This window comes from Citrobacter sp. XY323, from assembly GCF_025106035.1.
Lineage (GTDB): Bacteria > Pseudomonadota > Gammaproteobacteria > Enterobacterales > Enterobacteriaceae > Citrobacter > Citrobacter braakii.
This window is the reverse complement of sequence record NZ_JANYUK010000006.1, coordinates 203,042-219,360: the sequence shown is the minus strand read 5'-3', so window position 1 is coordinate 219,360 and position 16,319 is coordinate 203,042. Positions and strand designations below refer to the sequence as shown.

Genomic DNA, 16,319 nt, shown 5'->3' with positions numbered 1-16,319 from the left:
CCTACAAAAAACGTTTTTTCGCCTGAACTATAGCATTTGCGGGAAGCCAAAAACAGAAAACGGGTCAACCAAATCAGCATTTTGATTGACCCGTCATACTTCGGGGATTATGCGTCAGCGCCTAACGCCGCAACGCACTCGCGTGCACCGTGTTCACACAGCTGTTGATACGTCGCGATAATTGTCTCCACAAAATCAGCGTTTTCCGCCAGATCATGGCCAAAAATGCCGCTCAGCCCCAGCAGCGCCGTCACGCGTTCGGCCCCCTGGAACTGTTGGTTAATGCGCTGGAACTCAGCCAGCAAGGGGTCGACAACATCAATGGCCTGCCCCTGTTCATCCACGCCACGGGTGTAGCGCATCCAGCCCGCCACGCCCAGCGCCAGGTGACGCCAGTCGCTGGCGTTTTGCAGATGCAGACGCACCGGATCCAGCAGGCGCTGCGGCAATTTCTGGCTGCCGTCCATCGCAATCTGCCAGGTGCGGTGACGCAGTGATGGGTTGCTGAAACGCTCGATGAGCAGCGTCGCATAGGCGTTAAGATCGGTGCCTTCCGGCATCGACAGCGTCGGCGCTTGCTCCTGCATCATCAGCGCGAACGCCGCTTTGCGGTACGCCGGATTTGTCATGGTATCAGCGATAGTTTCATAGCCGCCGAGATAGCCCAAATACGCGAGGAAAGAGTGGCTGCCGTTGAGCATACGCAATTTCATCATTTCAAACGGCACCACATCGGCAACGAACTGCGCACCAACGTTGTCCCAGTCAGGGCGACCGTTGACAAAGTTATCTTCGATAACCCACTGACGGAACGGCTCACAGGCGATAGCACACGGATCGTACACGCCCAACTGGTCGGCAATCTCTTGCAACGTTTCTGGCGTCGCCGCCGGAACAATGCGGTCGACCATGGTGCACGGGAAAGTGGCGTTAGCCTCAATCCACTGCGCCAGCTGCGGGTCGCGCGCCTGCGCCAGACCCAGCACCGCGACTTTCGCCACATGACCATTTTCACGCACGTTATCGCAAGACATCACGGTAAAGGCCGCAAGCCCTTGCTCACGACGCAGATGCAGCGCCTGTACGATGTAACCAATCGCCGATTTCGGCGTGCCTGGATTCGCCAGATCGTGTTTAATCAGCGGGTTATTGAGATCTAACTGTCCGCTGGCAGCATCGGTGCAGTAGCCTTTTTCCGTGACCGTCAGCGAGACAATTGCCGTCTGCGGGCGCGCCATAGCCTGTAAAATACCATCACAGCCGTCAAGCTCCGGGTGCAACGCTTCTTTCATCGAGCCAATCACTTTCAGCACGGTGTTGTCCGCGCCTTTTTCCGCCACGGTATACAGCAGTTGCTGTTTGCGCAGGTTTTCAATCAGCACGCGGTCGTTACCCGGCATCAGGTTAACTTCACAGATCCCCCAGTCACTGTCGGTGGTTTCCAACAGATGATGGGTGTACAGCGCCTGGTGCGCGCGGTGAAATGCGCCGCATCCCAGGTGAACAATACGGGATTGCAGGCGCGAGCTGTCCCATGCAGGGCGAGCAACCGGCAGGTTGCTATTGGCAATTGTCGTTGTCATCGTGAACTCCAGAACCCGTTGAATGACCAACGGAAGAGAAAAGAAAAAGCCGGCCAGACAGGTGACCGGCAACTCGCTTTAGCGGCTAAAGAAAGCGCGCTGGATAGCCATCTCAACGCCACGCACTTCCGCCAGCCCTTTCAGGCGACCAATCGCGGAGTAGCCTGGGTTGGTTTTCTTTTTCAGATCGTCAAGCATCTGATGGCCGTGGTCCGGACGCATTGGGATCAGGTCCTCTTTACCCTCGGCTTTACGGCGCTGCTCTTCCTCAACGATCGCTTTCACGACTTCGTACATATCGACGTCGCCGTTAAGATGCGCCGCTTCATGGAAGGTTTTCGGGTTATCTTCACGCAGCGTGGAGCGCAGGTGGGTGAAGTAAATACGTGGGCCAAACTGTTTGATCATGTCGACCAGATCGTTGTCCGCCCGGACGCCGTAGGAGCCGGTGCACATGGTAAAACCGTTCGCCATGCTGTTGACCGTATCGACCATCCATTGCATATCTTCCACGGTGGAAACAATGCGCGGCAGGCCGAGGATTGGGCGCGGCGGATCGTCCGGATGTACCGCCATCCGCACGCCTGCTTCTTCCGCCACAGGAATAATTGCTTTCAGGAAGACGGCAAAGTTCTCGCGCAGTGCGGCTTTATCGATATCTTTATAACGCGCAAGATGCTGGCGGAACTGGTCAAGCGTATAGCCCTCTTCCGCGCCCGGCAGACCGGCGATGATATTGCGGGTCAAACGCGCTTTGTCTTCATCGCTCATGGTGGCGAAGCGTTCATTCGCCTGAGCAATCTCTTCGGCGGTGTAATCCGCTTCCGCGCCCGAACGTTTGAGGATGTGCAGCTCAAAGGCGGCGAATTCAATCTGGTCAAAACGCAGCGCTTTGGAGCCGTCCGGCAGGACGTATTCCAGGTCGGTACGGGTCCAGTCGAGAACCGGCATGAAGTTGTAGCACACGGTACGAATGCCGCACTGGGCCAGGTTACGCAGGCTTTGCTGGTAGTTGGCGATCCACTGCTGATAGTTACCAGAACGGGTTTTAATGTCTTCGTGGATCGGTACGCTTTCGACGACCGACCAGACCAGGCCCGCCTGCTCAATAATGGCTTTGCGTTTTAGGATCTCATCAACCGTCCACACTTCCCCGTTCGGGATATGGTGCAAGGCGGTGACCACGCCCGTGGCACCCGCCTGACGTACATCCGCTAAGGTGACCGGATCGTTAGGACCATACCAGCGCCATGTCTGTTCCATCTTTTATTCCTCATTTACGTTATGGACTCGACGATATGGCACATAAATTCCTCCTTTTGGTATGACATGTCAACCTGAAGGAATTAATTGGTTAACCAAATCACGATTTTTGCTGATTAGATCGCCATTTTGCGGCCAGGAAGCGCAGTAAAGATGTAAACATGTAACGCAATGTGACATTCATCGCATCAATGGTTAACCAATACGGATAACATCTCAACCAAAGTCATAATAGTTCAACCAATAAAGGTAGACGTTATATGCATGTTCTCAATATTCTGTGGGTCGTATTCGGCATCGGTCTGATGCTGGTGCTCAATCTAAGATTCAAAATAAACTCGATGGTCGCCCTGCTGCTGGCGGCGCTCTCGGTCGGCATGCTGGCGGGTATGGACTTAATGGCGCTGCTGCACACCATGAAATCCGGCTTTGGCAGCACGCTGGGTGAGTTGGCGATTATCGTGGTATTCGGGGCAGTCATCGGTAAGCTGATGGTCGATTCCGGCGCGGCGCATCAGATTGCTCATACGCTGCTGGCGCGACTCGGTCTGCGCTATGTACAGCTGTCGGTGATCATTATTGGTCTGATTTTTGGCCTGGCGATGTTCTATGAAGTGGCGTTTATTATGTTGGCGCCGCTGGTGATCGTCATTGCCGCAGAAGCGAAGATCCCGTTCCTCAAGCTGGCGATTCCTGCCGTTGCCGCAGCCACCACCGCCCACTCTCTGTTCCCGCCGCAGCCAGGTCCGGTCGCGCTGGTTAACGCCTACGGCGCTGACATGGGTATGGTCTACATCTACGGTATTCTGGTGACTATTCCGAGCGTGATCTGCGCCGGGATTATCCTGCCGAAGTTCCTCGGCAACCTCGATCGCCCGACGCCGTCATTCATGAAGGCCGACGTACCGGTTGACCAGAACAATCTACCGTCTTTCGGCATCTCTATTCTGGTTCCGCTGATCCCGGCGATCATCATGATCTCCACCACCATCGCCAACATCTGGCTGGTGAAAGGAACGCAGGCGTGGGAAGTGGTCAACTTCTTAGGCTCCTCGCCAATTGCGATGTTTATCGCCATGATTGTCGCCTTCGTGCTGTTTGGTACCGCGCGTGGTCACGACATGCAGTGGGTGATGAACGCCTTTGAAAACGCGGTGAAAAGCATCGCCATGGTGATCCTGATCATCGGCGCGGGCGGCGTACTGAAGCAGACCATTATCGATACCGGCATCGGCGATACCATCGGCATGCTGATGTCGCACGGCAATATTTCTCCATACATCATGGCGTGGTTGATAACCGTGCTTATTCGTCTGGCAACCGGTCAGGGCGTGGTCTCAGCCATGACGGCGGCGGGGATTATCAGCGCAGCCATTCTCGACCCGGCAACCGGTCAACTGGTGGGCGTCGATCCGGCGTTGCTGGTACTGGCGACGGCGGCTGGCTCCAACACCCTGACCCATATCAACGATGCCTCGTTCTGGCTGTTCAAAGGCTACTTTGACCTGTCGGTGAAGGATACGCTGAAAACCTGGGGTCTGCTGGAGTTGGTGAACTCCGTGGTTGGCCTGGTAATCGTGTTGATCATCAGCATGATTGCATAACATCGATACCGCTCTGGCCCGCAGCGCCAGAGCGGTTCTTCTCCTGCCTTAACAATCCTCAATAATCAGATACACCGCCTTCACCGGGCCATGCACCCCAACCACCTTGATAAGCTCAATATCCGCCGTCGAGCTGGGTCCACTGATAATGTTAATGCACGATGGCATACGCTCACCGGCCTGCGCTTTCTGATGCAGTTTTTCTGCCAGTTGCGCCACGCGCGGCAGGATGGTGCTTTTACGCAGCACGAAAATCGAGGACTCCGGCAACAGGCTCAAAGAACGCCCGCGCTCCGGCGCGGAAAACAGCACCACGCCGCCGGACTCGGTCAGGCCATACTCGGCATACACCACGCCGACTTTCGCCTGCTCGGCCTCGGTAATATTTTCGCTGCCTCGCGCCGGATCCCAGACCACGGCGTTGCATTCCTGCTGCAAACGTTCGGTGATGCCCAGCGCCACCAGTCGGCTGTCGCCGCTCAGCACTACTGGCTGACCCAATTCTTCACACAGGCGTAGCGCTGCTTCTGCGGCCTGGTCCTCGCGAGTCAGTTCACAGCGGGCCAGCATCACTTCGCTGGCGAACTGGATAAACGCATCGCAGCGCTGCTGCGGGCTAAGTTCGGTCAGGCGCTCGTTGGCATAATTGTTAACCGGCGCGGCATCCGCTTGTGGTTCGAAACGCGGCGGGCGACCCAGCGCCTGGGCGATGGTGTTTAAAAACGCGGTACGGTTATCCATTCTTTTTCTCCTGCGCCTGATGTTTCTTAAACCAGCTGCGGAAGCTCTCGCCGTCAGCATCAGGCAGATCGCGCGCCTCCATCCAGTCACCAATCGCGCCAACCTTGAGCGGGGTTTTCCCGCCATTGATAAACCAGCTTGCCGCATGCGCGCCCGCCATCATCCCCACTTTCCACAGCCCCGGATGGCTATTGGCATAAGCGAACATTTTGATCGCCCGTCGCTCGGCTTTCGGGGTAATGCCCTCCTCGGCCATCACCCGACGATGACGCAGGATCAGTTTTGACAGCGGAATACGCACCGGGCAGACGCTGTCGCAGGCCGTGCATAAGGAACAGGCGTACGGCAGGTCTTTAAAATCTTTATAGCCGCCGAGCAGCGGAGAAATCACCGCGCCAATAGGGCCGGGATAGATAGAGCCATAGCCGTGTCCGCCGATGTGGCGATACGCCGGGCAGGTGTTCATACAGGCCCCGCAGCGGATGCAGCGCAGCACATCGCGAAACTCAGAGCCCAGCACCTGCGAGCGACCGTTATCGACAATCACCAGATGGAACTCTTCCGGTCCGTCCACGTTATCCGCCTCACGCGGGCCGGTCAGCCAAGTGTTATAGCCCGTCAGACGAGCGCCCACGGCGCTGCGCGCCAGCATGGTGATCAGCACATCCACATCAGCAAAGGTTGGCGCGATACGCTCCATGCCCATCACCGCAATGTGTGTTTTCGGCAGTGTGGTGCACATGCGCGCGTTGCCTTCGTTGGTCACCAGGCATACTGAACCGGTTTCCGCCACGGCAAAGTTACAGCCGGTAATACCGATTTCGGCACTCAGGAAATCCTCGCGGATCTTCTGGCGAATGAACAAGGTCATGGCTTCCGGGGTTTCCGGGCCGTCATACCCCAGACGCTCGTTCAGCACGCGGCGGATCTGATAGCGATCTTTATGAATAGCCGGGACCACGACGTGCGAAGGTGGATCCTGATCCAATTGCAGGATGTATTCCCCGAGATCGGTTTCGATCACCTGGATTCCCGCATCCTGCAGGACATGGTTGACGCCGATCTCCTCGGTCACCATCGACTTGGACTTCACCACCTTCTTCGCGTTTTTGCTGCGCGCGACCTGCAGAATATAGGCGGTGGCCTCTTCTTTGGTTTTGGCGAAATAGACGTGGCCGCCGTTTTGCGTCACTTTCTCGGAGAGTTGATACAGGTAAGCGTCGAGGTTGCTCAGCACGTGATCGCGGATCTGGCTGGCACGATCGCGCCAGTCTTCCCAGTGGCCTAACTCATCGACCATTTTTTGTCGATTTGCGCCAATACGTTCCTGCGCATTGGCCACGGCTTTGCGCATGATCGGATCTTCTATCTGCTGACGAATGCGCAGTTTAAATTCTACATCGCTGGTTTTTATCGACATCTCTTTCCCCTCAGCGGCTCATCAGCACTTCAGCAATATGCATCACTTTGACCGGCTGGCCTTCCCGTTGCAGTCGACCGCCAATGTTCAGCAGGCAACTGACGTCTGCGCCAATCAAATATTCCGGCTGCGCATCCATCAAATGTAAGACTTTCTCTTTCACCATCTCGCCGGATATCTCGGCCATTTTGACCGAGAACGTCCCGCCAAAGCCGCAGCAAGTATCCTGATCGGCAAACGTCAGCAGCTCCAGCCCGCGCACGTTTTTCAGCAACGTGAGCGGCTCTTCCTTCACCCCCAGCTTTCGAGTCAGGCTACAAGAGGGATGATATACAGCGCGGCCCTGCAGGCTGGCGCCGACGTCCACCACGCCCAGCTTGTTAACGATAAAGGAGGTGAGATCCTGCATACGCGCGGCAACCTTTTCGGCACGCAGCGCCCATTCCGGTTCATCGGCCAGATACGTCGGATAGCTTTTTACTGCGTAGGTACAGGAGCCTGCTGGCGAGATAATCGGATCGTCGTTGTCTTCCAGGGCGGCGATCAGGTTTTTCATCCCAGGGATCGCCTCTTTGATGTAACCGCTGTTAATGGCTGGCTGACCGCAACACCCTTGCTTCTCGGGGAAATTAACGCGACAACCCAGTTTTTCCAGCAGCAATACGGAGTCTCGTGCCATCCGTGATTTCAGTGCGTCACCAATGCAGGTAACAAAGAAATTTACATTCACAATAACTACTCCATTGCTTCATTTCTGTTTATTGCGCTTGATATCGCGATATCAAGCAAAGGTTCAGCCGTATTTCACGCCCAGTTTTTCTGTTTGCTGTTTTTACTAATGCCTGGGTTCATGGTGATGCTCGGGTCGTTTTCCTTTGATGCCGACTCTCCGCTTCTTAAGTCAGGACAGTCGCATATGTCTGTATTTTCATTTGTATGACAAAACCAAATAATCCCCTAATCACCCCCCATATGCAACAACCAGGTTTATTTCTTTCGGTCTCGCTCACATTTTTATATTTAAAACCACAGCGTTATGAACACCTTAAAAACAGTTTCAGGTGCTTACTATTCTCATCACCAGCATTATTAAAAAGGTTATCAAATAACTATTTATAGGTATTCAGCTTACTCTTAAGTATATTTGCCTGGCATTGGATTTTAATTAAAAGATTACAATAGTTACAAAACCACAAATCATAATTACTTTATTCACTGAAGCGATTCAGTTTACATACTTTATTAACTTAGCAATGTAGCCTCCCCACCATAAATATAAATCAGGTTTAATGAACCAATCAGGAATAGCAATGAACGAATATTTTATGTTTGCCCTGGCACTCTCTCCTTTACTACTGATGGTATTTTTAATATTGAAATTGAAAATGCCCATCCATTATTCCGTGTTGATCTCTTTGGTATTCACTGCCGCGCTGTCGGCCATATTCTGGGAAATGCCCGTACAGAATCTGAAAGCCGCGATAGGCTATGGCGCCCTGAAGGGGTTATGGCCGATTGTGATTGTGATCCTCGGCGCCATCTTCAGTTATAACGTCATGCAGGCGACCAAGGCGCTGGATATTCTGCGCGATATTCTCGCCAGCATTAGCGAAGATAAGCGTATTCAGGTGCTACTGATTTCATGGTGCTTCGGCGGATTCCTTGAAGCCGCGGCAGGTTATGGCACTGCGGTCGCCATTCCGATCGGCATTCTTATTGCGCTGGGATTCAACCCGCTGAAGGCGGCGATCGCTTCTCTCGTGGCGAATACCGTTCCCACCGCGTTCGGCGCGGTCGGGATCCCGGTTTCTATTCTGGCGGAACAGGTTAACCTGCCGGTGTATACCTTAGGTGGAACCATTATTCTGCAGCTCGCACTGTTTAATATCCTGCTGCCGTTTGTCATTGTCTGCATTATTGGCGGCGGCCTGAAAGCCATTCGTGGCGTATTTCTGATCACGCTGATTTGCGGCATCACCACGCTGGTTCCGCAATATTTTGTCGCCATCCATCTTGGCGCGGAATTGCCCGCCTTTGCCGGTAGCCTGGTCAGCCTGTTTGCCGTGGCGATGGTCAGCCGCCTGCGCAAAGGGAAAACCGATCCCGAGTGGCGCATTGAGGTCAGCCATACCCGCGAAACCACGCCGCGCTCGGCAAAAGTGTTGTTCCGCGTAGGCTCTATCTATCTGTTTATTTTTGTTTTTATCCTGCTGTGCTCACCGCTGTTCCCGACGATCAAAGGCGCGGCGTCCCAACTGGCCTCGGTGCTGCATTTCACGCTCGCCGACGGCAACACGCTGGCGCTGAAAGTTGAATGGGTGACCACGCCGGGGATGCTGATCATCTTTGCGACCCTTATCGGCGGTTTTATTCAGGGAGCGTCCGCACGCGGGATGCTGGAAGTGTTTATCAAAACCATTTTCCAGCTTAAAAATTCCATTGTGGCGATTATGGCGATTGTCGCGCTGGCCACGGTGATGGATCTCAGCGGGATTATCTCCACGCTGGCCCAGTCGATTGTCGATCTGACCGGCAGTTCCTACGTCTTCCTCGCCCCAGTGATTGGCGCGCTGGGCACGTTTGTTACCGGCAGCGATACCAACTCGAATATTTTGTTCGGCAAACTGCAAACCATTGCCGCCAGTAAACTGCATATCGATCCCAACTGGCTCGCGGCGGCGAATACTTCTGGCGCAACGGGGGGGAAAATGATTTCGCCGCAGAGTATCGCCATTGCGGTTTCAGCCACCAAAATGGACGGACAGGCCAACCAGATAATGTCTGGCACCATGAAATACTGCTGCGCCTATATTGTGATCCTCGGCCTGAAAGTCGGTCTCTTTTATTACTGGTTTATGGCGTAATCCATTGTCAACCCCGTCAAATTCACGGCAACCGTATTTGACGACGTGGTGACCAAAAAGGTTTACACCGCTTCAGGATCGAAACGAAGCGACTGGCTTTACGATTTGTCGGCGCTGACTAAAATAGCGCCGATGTTTCAAATCGAGGATTGTTGTTATGCTGTTCTGGAAAAAGATGGTGAAGAAGTTCGACGCCTTTTCCGCGTTGATCCCACCACGCTACTTCCGCGTGTAATGCCTGGCGCTAATGCCTGATGGCGCTTCGCCAGTCGGGCCTACGTTTCACGCTCATTTGTAGGCCGGATAAGGCGCAAGCGCCGCATCCGGCAGCAGAGAAAAATGTTCTCCCCTTTCACTTACGCAGCCCGCACGCTCTTAACACCCTGACCCACAGACGAAGCCATGCAAAACGGTAGATCAGCGGATGCTGAAATCGTAGCAGTGTCAGAAACATAGAGCCTCCTTGCGGCGCTACAGCACCGTTGCCTGATAGCGAATTTGCGGCTCCATTATCTGGTGACGCGCGTCTATCAGCCGCAGTTCATACGAGTCGTGCTCTTTCGTCAGCCGCATCACCGCGTCGACGACACTGGTGGTCCGCTCCAGCGCCTGCTTGTCCTCATAACCGTTGAGCAGTGAAGCCAGCATCACGCTGCAAATCAGATCCCCAACGCCCACCGGCATTTTGGCAAAGGTATACAGCGGCCGGGCGATGTGTAACGTCTGTTCCGCCGTCACCAGCAGCATTTCAAACGCCTGTTTGTCGCGCGAGCAGTCGCCGAGATGTTTCACCAGCACCTTCTTCACGCCCCACGCCACCAGCTGCTGCGCCGCTTCCACCACCTCGTCAAAACTACGTAGTTGTCTGCCCGTCAGCACGCCCAGCTCATAGAGATTCGGCCCCATGACATCGGCCAGTTGAATGGCGTCATCGACAAAAAAAGACTCCACGCCCTGCGCGACGATGCAGCCTTTTTGCGGGTCGCCCATCACCGGATCACAAAAATAGAGCGCCTGGGGATTACGCTGGCGAATGGTGGTGACCGCGAGCTTCACCTCTTCGCAATGGCGTTTGTCCCCGAGATACCCGGACAGCACGGCATCGCATTGCGCCAGTTTTTGCAGATCATCCAGCCCGCTGATGATGGCACTCAGCTCGCCGTGCGGCATCGCCATGCCCTGCCACATCCCGTACTGGGTGTGGTTGGAAAACTGTACGGTGTAAAACGGCCAGACATCGATCCCCGAGAGCTGCATCGGCAACACGGCGGCTTTATTTCCGGCATAGCCATAAACGACTGACGACTGAACAGACAACACGTTTTTCATTTTGACTCCGTCTAGCGAAACGTTGGCAGCAGACCAAATACGTCCAGAACAACCGTCAGATAGACAACCGCCCCACAGACAATGACCAGATTGAGCACGGTGTTATTACACGGCGCGGTATAGCTGGCGGTCGGAAAACGTTTCCGCGCCGCTTTCACCAGGAACGGCGGCAGGATCACGCTCCAGATGGTAAAGGCCAGACCGGCGTAACCAATGGCGTGCACAAACCCGTTCGGGAAGAAGAAGCACACGGCGGCTGGCGGGAAGTAGGTCACCAGCGCGGTTTTCAGGCGCCCCATGCCGTCATCCGGGAAGTGAAACAGGTCGGCGATGTAATCGAACAGGCCAAGCGTCGCCGCCAGCAGGGAACTGGCTACCGCAAAGTTGCCGAAGAAGGTCAGGATCAGATCCATATAACGGCTGGTGAACAGCCCGCTGATAGCCTCGACAAACACGTCGATATTGCCGCCTTTGGCGATAATTGGCGGGAACGAGGAACGACTGATGTTGCCCATCGTGACGCCCAGCCAGAAGATATACAGCAGCAGGGCAAACAGCGTGCCGATGATAATCGAACGCGTAATATTTGAGATCCCGCTCGTGCCATACAGCTTAACCAGGCTCGGCACGTTACCGTGAAAACCAAACGAGATAATGCAGAACGGCAGCGTCATCAGGATATACGGCAGGTACTGCGAATTGGGCAGCGCCACCGCCACGCTGTCGACGAGTTTCGCCACTTCGATATGCCCCACCAGGCCAGAGAAGGTGGCAAAGAACGCGATAAACTTACCGATGATCAACACGGTAGTAATACGTCCAACCAACAAGGAGCTGTACCAGGCAATCGCCCCGACCAGCATACTGACGATCACCACCGAGATATTCGCCGGAAAGCGCACGCCGCTGTATTTGAACACGGTTTGCGCCATCACCGCCGACGAACCAGAGATATAGGCATAGGTCAGAATATACAGCACAAAACCGAAAGCGATACCGACAACAATATTCCACTTTCGACCTAATAAATCCTGAGTAAAAGTATTAAAACTGGCACCAGCGCCATAATGCAGGTTAACTTCGACCAGCATCAGACCGGTTAATAACATCATGATGGCGATAAACAGAAGAATAACTGACGCACCGGGGAACCATACGCCAGCCATCGCAATCGGCAGGGAAAACATCCCTCCACCCACTACGGTCGCGATAACCAACATGGTTCCGCTAATCAGTCCGGGGGTACTACTCTGTCGCTCAATGGCATTAATATCCATGATAAATGTTCCTGTAGACTATTCGTTATAATTACAGCTGTCATTTGTACATCATGCGGATAATAAAAATGTCGGAGTCAGGGTTTACTTTTGTAGTTATGTCACGGTAACGGGCACCGCAAAGGCTTCCTGTTCATGGAAAAGAAATACAAAAAAGCCCCATCCTGAGATGGGGCCATAATTATTATTTAGATATAGTCAAAGCGTGCAGTAAAGAAACGGAGCTGCTTCGGCTCGTAAATAAACTTCAGCCCGCGAATATCTTCTTTGTGCTGGTAAAGTTTAATAATACCGTCAGCCACTACATCCATATGCGCGTAAGTATAAACGCGGCGTGGAATAGTCAGACGCACGGTTTCCAGTTTCGGCCTGTGGTGTTCACCAGTCACGTTATTACGGCCCGCAGAGATAATTCCGCGCTCCATACTACGTACGCCGGTTTCCACATAGATACTAGCAGCCAGGCTTTGCGCCGGGAACTCGTCCTGCGTCAGATGCTCGCAGAAGCGACGCGCATCAAGGAATACCGCGTGACCGCCCACCGGTTCAACAATCGGTACACCCGCGGCTTTCAGCTTGTCGCCCAGATAGCGAACCTGCTTCACGCGGTGCTCGATGTACTCATACTGCATGGCTTCGCGCAGACCAATCGCCATGGCTTCCATGTCGCGTCCGGCCAGGCCGCCGTAGGATGGCATGCCTTCATAGACAACGACTAACTCTTTGGCAGAAGAGAACATTTCGTCATCGTTCATGCACAGGAAGCCGCCGATATTCACCAGACAGTCTTTTTTACCACTCATGGTACAACCGTCGGCGTAGCTGAACATCTCATGCACGATCTCTGCGATGCTCTTGTTCTCAAAGCCCTGCTCTTGCTCTTTGATGAAGTAGGCGTTTTCTACGCAGCGGGTAGCGTCGTAGAACACTTTAATGCCGTGTGCTGCAGTCAGTTCACGCACCGCGCGCATGTTAGCCATGGAGACCGGCTGCCCGCCTGCGAGGTTAACCGTGACTGCCAGGCAAATATAGGCAATATTCTCGGCGCCTTTTTCATCAATCAGTTTTTGTAATTTTTTAAGATCGATATCACCTTTAAAAGCAATATTCAGACCGGCATCGTGCGCTTCGTCACGAACGATATCGACAAACACCGCACCATTTTTTTCCTGGTGATAACGGGTGGTAGTGAAATACATATTCCCGGCAACATATTGCCCCGGTTTAATTGCCAGCTGCGATAACAGGTTTTCTGCACCGCGCCCCTGGTGAGTAGGAACAATATGTTTAAAGCCAAACAGTTCCTGAACGGTTCTTTCCAGATGATAGAAGTTTTCGCTGCCCGCGTAGGCTTCATCACCCATCATCATGCCGGCCCACTGCTTGTCGCTCATTGCGTTGGTGCCACTGTCTGTCAGCAGGTCAATATAAATATCTTTCGAATTTAACAGGAAAGTATTGTATCCCGCTTCCTGCATTTTCTTAAGGCGTTCATCACGCGGGATCATAGATACAGTTTCAACGCTTTTAATACGGAAGGGTTCTGCCGGATAATTCATTTTGTTTCTCCAGTAACAGTGGTCATGTACGTATTAATGTGAAGTAAAGCATACCTGGTTCATCAATAAAGTCTGATGAAATATAACTATTCGCCTCCTGAGTCAGGGGGAGAAATAATGTGGAGGCACTATGCAAGATTTAATTGATTATGGAAATAGCCTGGTCAACATTAATCACTGGCAATAATTTAAAAAGCTGTAAATGTAGGTGATGCAAATCACACGTCATTTTTTTACCCGTTCATATTCAACAAGTTTTTTTTTGCGTGTTGATTTGCCATTTGCGATGGTGCCCCCGTGGAGAGGGGAAATACTGAAAACTTAACTTTCCAGGCTGTGCTCATACTGTATTGCTGAATGAGTACACCCCATTTTGTGAGAGTCGGATCACTTCACGGGTTTATATTTGTGATTCACATCACTAAAAGTGTAAAGCAAAGTGTACAAAACAGCGTTGTTTCAGAGTTTACTATTTGCTTCAGTGAGTTAGATCTCATTTTTGGCCTGACACAGATGGGCGTTATTTTCTGGAAATGGCAGGTATCAGGAGGATGGGATCTGAATGAATTTATACGGTGAATAATACTATGTTTATTGGGATAGAGAGGATTTCTATTTATTCCGAAAGCGTGCTAATCGCGCTTATTTCATCTTATTTACATCTGGACTTCCCGCCAATTACTGGGGTAATTTACAGGGGTTTTATTAGCGCGATGCGAAGGTGTTGGCGCACCTCCGCATCGCTAATCGCAGTAACTATTATCGGAGAATAGTCACCATGACTGATGCGCATTGTATTGCAGTTTCATTTGATCCAGAAGTGTACGTCGCAGATAACCGTTGCCTGAAGGTGGGTTATGCGAGCGGTTATCCTGATTACAGCCGTTTGCCGGTGAAGTATGTCCAGTTTCCGTCCATCGTGATGAAGGGCCAGTGGCTTAAAGCCGCCGGATTCGACACCGGCACCCGCGTCGATGTGCGCGTCATGCAAGGCTGCATTGTGTTAACCGCCCGCACGCCCGAACCCGAAGAGTCAGAACTGATGAAATCCCTGCGCGCCGTGGAAAAGCTCTCCGCGCGTAAGCAAAAGCAGGTGCTGGAGTTTATCGGGGTGATTGCGGGGAAAACGGCGAAGGGGTGAGAGCGTGATGGTAATTGAGGCGCCGAAGGGCGCCTTTTTTGGGGTATTACGCCACTTTTGCTTTATGCCGTAGTGCGTTCGTTCCAGGCGTCGGTATATTGAATATTGCCATCTACAATACACCAGGTGATTTTTTCATAGCGCAGCTGTACGCTTTCCAAATGTCCGGTTCCCGTTACCGTACGTGTGTCATGCACGATTGGTGTCACTGATACAACTTTTACACCTTCAAGCAGGGTATTAAAGTATTCCACTTCCTGGCCTGCGTCGTTTATGTGATAGAACTTAAGTTCCGCACTTTGAAGTGTCTGACCTGTCGCGACTGCTTTGTAAAGGTATGGGCTGGAGGAATCGATCTCTTTGTCAAAAAGAAATGGGCCATGTTGGCGTGTGCCGGTTAGCTTTCCAGTGGCACCATCGGTTGGAATGCTAAGGTTATGTGTTAAACCACGTAACTCAATACTGCCTTCACGTCCCTGGACATCCGAGCCTCCACGAATCATCGCGCCACCATCGTCTTTTAAAAATAAATGAACGGGTACAGCCATTTTCAACACTCCTTGTAATCAATCATATAACCAGCGGCCTGCTCTGGCTGATTCTGCGAACATACGCACAGTAAGCGGTTTTGACACTTGCTTGATGGGTTCTTTGGTAAACCATTTTCTATATACCGATTCTCTTTCCCACGGGTAATAGGCCTCGAAATCAATCACAGAAACATCAACGTTATATTTCTCTCCAAAATCATCAATGGCATACGGTAATTCATCCCATTCAGCGTAACCTTGCAGCGGCGTATCAAGTTCAATCGGGATAGGCTTGAAAGTAAACGTTACCGCGAGAGATAACTCTCCCCGAAAAAATTCTAATACCTCGTTATCCGTCACCATACGCGATCTTCCTCTCTGGCAATGGTGTTGTAGGTATTCACCGTTTTATAGACAATTTGGGCGACATCACTTGCGAGTAATGCCCAACCAATCACAGGAATTGTTCGTCCAACGAATGCCCCCAGATTGTTAGTCATCATTGGTTTTAAATATTTGATACTGGCATTGGTGATGGTAGGAAGCCTGACGGACAATGTTACGTTAAGAAACTCACGAGAATATTTGGAGGCAATTGATGTGCCTTGTGTTGCCCCATATGGTTTACCCCGTGTTTTCAGCAATGGTAACCCAAGAATGATACATGACATTGTTACCACATCTTTAATTCCCCCAAATTGTTCATCAATTTTGTCGAGAAAAATCCAGAAAAATAGCTCACCTGCAGAAATGTTACAGACCCCTTTATAAAAGTATGTTCCGTTGAGTTCCTCAACTGTGTCCACTAGAGATCCTTCGATATGCAATAATTTGCATACTTATCGTACTCCTGCGTACCCTGGTGGGGGAACGGTAACTGCCGTGGCGTATGTGTTTTTCAGAAAACATAAAAGTGAAGTCGTTGATGTCAGACAACATGCCACGCATAGTGCTTTATCAAATTGATACCAATAAGTGACGTCGATAGCGCATCAACCCGTCTTTGCT

At 52.2% G+C, this 16,319-nt stretch carries 14 protein-coding genes; 3 read left to right on the top strand and 11 right to left on the bottom strand.

Annotated features, from left to right (window positions below):
* Positions 1-107: 107 nt before the first annotated feature.
* Both N0B36_RS10600 and uxuA read right to left on the bottom strand, forming a co-directional pair.
* Positions 108-1,583, bottom strand: coding sequence for a fructuronate reductase (locus tag N0B36_RS10600; RefSeq protein ID WP_181221168.1), 1,476 nt, complete (start codon positions 1,581-1,583; stop codon positions 108-110).
* 78 nt (positions 1,584-1,661) lie between these two features.
* Entirely contained in the window at positions 1,662-2,846 is a 1,185-nt protein-coding gene (uxuA, locus tag N0B36_RS10595) for a mannonate dehydratase (protein WP_016151555.1), read from the bottom strand.
* A gap of 260 nt (positions 2,847-3,106) precedes the next feature.
* Here uxuA and gntP point away from each other — a divergent pair, with 260 nt between their 5' ends.
* Entirely contained in the window at positions 3,107-4,450 is a 1,344-nt protein-coding gene (gntP, locus tag N0B36_RS10590) for a gluconate permease GntP (RefSeq protein ID WP_047414558.1), read from the top strand.
* Between the two features lie 48 nt (positions 4,451-4,498).
* Here the strand turns inward: gntP and N0B36_RS10585 are convergent, their stop codons facing one another.
* The 3 genes from N0B36_RS10585 to N0B36_RS10575 are packed head-to-tail and all read right to left on the bottom strand — an operon-like array spanning position 4,499 to position 7,341.
* Positions 4,499-5,191 carry a lactate utilization protein C gene (locus tag N0B36_RS10585; RefSeq protein WP_016151553.1) on the bottom strand — a complete coding sequence of 231 codons (693 nt, stop codon included), beginning with the start codon at positions 5,189-5,191 and terminating at the stop codon, positions 4,499-4,501.
* On the bottom strand, positions 5,184-6,611 hold the full coding sequence (locus N0B36_RS10580) for a LutB/LldF family L-lactate oxidation iron-sulfur protein (protein ID WP_016151552.1): 1,428 nt from the start codon (positions 6,609-6,611) through the stop codon (positions 5,184-5,186). The genes N0B36_RS10585 and N0B36_RS10580 overlap by 8 nt, the downstream gene beginning before the upstream one ends.
* A 10-nt stretch (positions 6,612-6,621) precedes the next feature.
* A complete protein-coding gene (locus tag N0B36_RS10575) occupies positions 6,622-7,341 on the bottom strand; it encodes a (Fe-S)-binding protein (RefSeq protein ID WP_016155592.1) in 720 nt (239 codons plus the stop codon).
* A 580-nt stretch (positions 7,342-7,921) separates the two neighbouring features.
* Here N0B36_RS10575 and N0B36_RS10570 point away from each other — a divergent pair.
* Positions 7,922-9,475 carry an L-lactate permease gene (locus tag N0B36_RS10570; protein WP_016151550.1) on the top strand — a complete coding sequence of 518 codons (1,554 nt, stop codon included), beginning with the start codon at positions 7,922-7,924 and terminating at the stop codon, positions 9,473-9,475.
* A 471-nt stretch (positions 9,476-9,946) separates the two neighbouring features.
* Here N0B36_RS10570 and pdxY read toward each other — a convergent pair whose 3' ends face one another.
* From pdxY to N0B36_RS10555, 3 genes are all read right to left on the bottom strand, one after another.
* Positions 9,947-10,804: a pyridoxal kinase PdxY gene (pdxY, locus tag N0B36_RS10565; RefSeq protein ID WP_016151549.1), complete on the bottom strand. Its 858-nt coding sequence runs from the start codon at positions 10,802-10,804 to the stop codon at positions 9,947-9,949.
* An 11-nt stretch (positions 10,805-10,815) separates the two neighbouring features.
* Positions 10,816-12,081, bottom strand: coding sequence for an aromatic amino acid transporter (locus N0B36_RS10560; RefSeq protein WP_016151548.1), 1,266 nt, complete (start codon positions 12,079-12,081; stop codon positions 10,816-10,818).
* Positions 12,082-12,269: 188 nt separating this feature from the next.
* Positions 12,270-13,640, bottom strand: coding sequence for a tyrosine phenol-lyase (locus tag N0B36_RS10555; protein WP_016155590.1), 1,371 nt, complete (start codon positions 13,638-13,640; stop codon positions 12,270-12,272).
* Positions 13,641-14,418: 778 nt separating this feature from the next.
* Between N0B36_RS10555 and symE the strand changes: the two genes are divergently transcribed.
* Entirely contained in the window at positions 14,419-14,781 is a 363-nt protein-coding gene (gene symE / locus N0B36_RS10550) for an endoribonuclease SymE (protein ID WP_259687744.1), read from the top strand.
* Between the two features lie 62 nt (positions 14,782-14,843).
* On the opposite strand, the gene N0B36_RS10545 is transcribed toward symE, so the two are convergent.
* Genes N0B36_RS10545 through N0B36_RS10535 form a run of 3 tightly spaced genes read right to left on the bottom strand, consistent with a single transcriptional unit; the run spans position 14,844 to position 16,117 of the window.
* On the bottom strand, positions 14,844-15,329 hold the full coding sequence (locus N0B36_RS10545; RefSeq protein ID WP_016151545.1) for a type VI secretion system tube protein TssD: 486 nt from the start codon (positions 15,327-15,329) through the stop codon (positions 14,844-14,846).
* 18 nt (positions 15,330-15,347) lie between these two features.
* The gene (locus tag N0B36_RS10540) at positions 15,348-15,674 is read right to left on the bottom strand and encodes a DUF1493 family protein (RefSeq protein ID WP_016155588.1); all 327 of its coding nucleotides are present in this window, start codon (positions 15,672-15,674) and stop codon (positions 15,348-15,350) included.
* On the bottom strand, positions 15,668-16,117 hold the full coding sequence (locus tag N0B36_RS10535; protein ID WP_003830103.1) for an STM2901 family protein: 450 nt from the start codon (positions 16,115-16,117) through the stop codon (positions 15,668-15,670). Before N0B36_RS10535 ends, N0B36_RS10540 begins: the two co-directional genes overlap by 7 nt.
* Positions 16,118-16,319: the final 202 nt, after the last annotated feature.

Coding starts and splice junctions, on each gene's coding strand:
- N0B36_RS10600 (WP_181221168.1), bottom strand. CDS start 1,583: ATGACAACGACAATTGCCAATAGCAACCTGCCGGTTGCTCGCCCTGCA.
- uxuA (WP_016151555.1), bottom strand. CDS start 2,846: ATGGAACAGACATGGCGCTGGTATGGTCCTAACGATCCGGTCACCTTA.
- gntP (WP_047414558.1), top strand. CDS start 3,107: ATGCATGTTCTCAATATTCTGTGGGTCGTATTCGGCATCGGTCTGATG.
- N0B36_RS10585 (WP_016151553.1), bottom strand. CDS start 5,191: ATGGATAACCGTACCGCGTTTTTAAACACCATCGCCCAGGCGCTGGGT.
- N0B36_RS10580 (WP_016151552.1), bottom strand. CDS start 6,611: ATGTCGATAAAAACCAGCGATGTAGAATTTAAACTGCGCATTCGTCAG.
- N0B36_RS10570 (WP_016151550.1), top strand. CDS start 7,922: ATGAACGAATATTTTATGTTTGCCCTGGCACTCTCTCCTTTACTACTG.
- pdxY (WP_016151549.1), bottom strand. CDS start 10,804: ATGAAAAACGTGTTGTCTGTTCAGTCGTCAGTCGTTTATGGCTATGCC.
- N0B36_RS10560 (WP_016151548.1), bottom strand. CDS start 12,081: ATGGATATTAATGCCATTGAGCGACAGAGTAGTACCCCCGGACTGATT.
- N0B36_RS10555 (WP_016155590.1), bottom strand. CDS start 13,640: ATGAATTATCCGGCAGAACCCTTCCGTATTAAAAGCGTTGAAACTGTA.
- symE (WP_259687744.1), top strand. CDS start 14,419: ATGACTGATGCGCATTGTATTGCAGTTTCATTTGATCCAGAAGTGTAC.
- N0B36_RS10545 (WP_016151545.1), bottom strand. CDS start 15,329: ATGGCTGTACCCGTTCATTTATTTTTAAAAGACGATGGTGGCGCGATG.
- N0B36_RS10540 (WP_016155588.1), bottom strand. CDS start 15,674: ATGGTGACGGATAACGAGGTATTAGAATTTTTTCGGGGAGAGTTATCT.